This is a genomic window from Pauljensenia sp. C0254C2 (assembly GCF_056583835.1).
Window position 1 is genome coordinate 1 of sequence record NZ_JBWPJO010000028.1, and the last position, 2,126, is coordinate 2,126.

The 2,126-nt window shown below is 34.1% G+C and carries 2 protein-coding genes; both read left to right on the top strand.

Features of this window, described 5'->3' with window-relative positions:
- Positions 1-100 precede the first annotated feature (100 nt).
- Positions 101-1,303: an IS21 family transposase gene (gene istA / locus AC1DA5_RS10495; RefSeq protein WP_326515971.1), complete on the top strand. Its 1,203-nt coding sequence runs from the start codon at positions 101-103 to the stop codon at positions 1,301-1,303.
- Positions 1,304-1,318: 15 nt separating this feature from the next.
- A complete protein-coding gene (istB, locus tag AC1DA5_RS10500; protein ID WP_191913655.1) occupies positions 1,319-2,065 on the top strand; it encodes an IS21-like element helper ATPase IstB in 747 nt (248 codons plus the stop codon).
- Positions 2,066-2,126: the final 61 nt, after the last annotated feature.

Sequence of the window (2,126 nt, forward strand, 5' to 3'; positions counted from 1 at the left end):
TGTTAACAACGGTTTTAAAATGTAGGAAATCACCGATTTGAAATTGTCGGATTTCCTACATTTCTTTATACTGGTTTCATCAATTATTTGAGGTGATTGTATGAAATCAGAGTTGAAAAAGGAGTTAATGTTATTCAAGATGACCAAAATCAAACTAAATTATGCGGCCTTAGGCCGCAAATATAATTGTGATCCGAGAACTATTAAGCGTTATTTAACGCAGAATCATGCAGATAAAAGGAGAAATAGTAAAAGAAGGAGTAGCAAATTAGATCCATATCGTGAAATTATCAAGGATAAATACCAAACTTGTTCGGCAACTGCAATTTTCTATTTTATTAAAGAGCTAGGTTATGAAGGTGGAATTTCAATTTTACGCGATTACTGTCATCAATTGAAAAAAGCTAATAATCAAAAGCCAATCATTCGAATTGAAACTGCTCCCGGAGAAGTCGGACAAGTAGACTGGAAAGAGGACATGGTTCTCCATACGCGTCAAAATAAGCCGATTCATTTTTCAATATTCTTGTACGTTTTAGGCTATTCAAGAAGAAAATTTCTCAAGTTAGTTTTTGATCGACGCCAAGATACACTTTTCGAATGTCTAAATGAGGCTTTTAGTAACACCGAAGGCGTTCCACATCAAATCTACTTCGATAATATGAAAACAGCTGTAGATCATGCTAGAAGTAATTTTCATAAAGTAGTTTGGAATGAAAAATTACTGAATTACGCAAAGACTGCAGGATTTTTACCTAAATCATGTCGTCCATTTCGGCCACAAACTAAAGGCAAAGTTGAAGCCTTAGCCAGAACGATTGAAAGGATTAAAGTTTACGACCATGAATTTAGTAATGAGGAGGAGTTAGGACAAATAATTAAACATCTACAAAAGCAACTTAATGATGAAAAAAGTCAAGCAACAGACCGAAGGCCAATGGATTTATGGCAAAAAGAAAAAGAATACTTACAACCCTTTAACCGTGAACTGCTGAGTTCGTTAGTAGATCATGATCTAACCCGCAAAGTTAGTAAAGAATCAATGATCACCTATCTGGGAAGTAAATATTCTGTACCAATAAAGTATATCGGTCATGAAGTGACCGTCAAGGTCACTGACAAAAATTTATTGATTTTTAGTGCTACAAAACTAATAAGGCAGCATTTACTTAGCAACAAAAAGTTTAATTATCACCAAGAAGATATGACAGCAATCTTAAAAACATCGGTATTTCATGATCTATCAGATCAGCGACTTGCCGAACAAGTAGAAACTAATTTGAAAATGTTTGACCAATTATAGGAAGGGCTGTAGTACATGACCATTTATACAAAATTAGAGGATAATTTGACTAAGCTGAAATTAACAGCTATAAAGGAATATTTGCCTAGCTATTTGGAAGGCAATGATTTGTCATTACCGGAAATCCTTGAACAGCTAACCAGTAAAGAACTCGCTTATCGAACTCAAAGGTCAACTAAAATGTCAATTCATGTAGCTCACTTTCCATATGCCAAAGGTCTAGATGAATTTGATTTCGACTTTCAACCTTCGGTTGATAAACAAAGAATTATGAATCTTGCATCAATGAATTTTATTTCTTCGGCTAAGAATATATTATTTATTGGTTCTTCTGGAGTTGGTAAAACTCATTTAGCAACTGGACTTGGTATGGAAGCATGTAAGAATCATTTAAGTACTTATTTTGTGAACTGTCACGAATTAATTGAAAGGTTAAAATTAGCCCATCAAGAGAATCGTTTAGCGGCGATTTTGAAAAATTATAGCAGGTACAAATTACTAATTATCGATGAAATTGGATATTTACCAATCGATGACCTAGGATCCGATTTATTCTTCCAGTTGATTGCTCGACGTTACGAAAAGAAATCAACGATCATTACAACTAATATTCCCTTATCGGAATGGGGTGAAACCTTTTCTAATCCAACAATTGCGAATGCAATTCTGGACCGTTTGGTCCACCATTCGGAGATCTTTAAAATTACTGGAAAATCATATCGAATGAAAGATTATCAAGAACACACAAAGACACAAAAGTAAATCGGTGAAAAACGACATTTTTAAACCGGTGAAATCCTACATTTTAAAATCGGTGTTGACA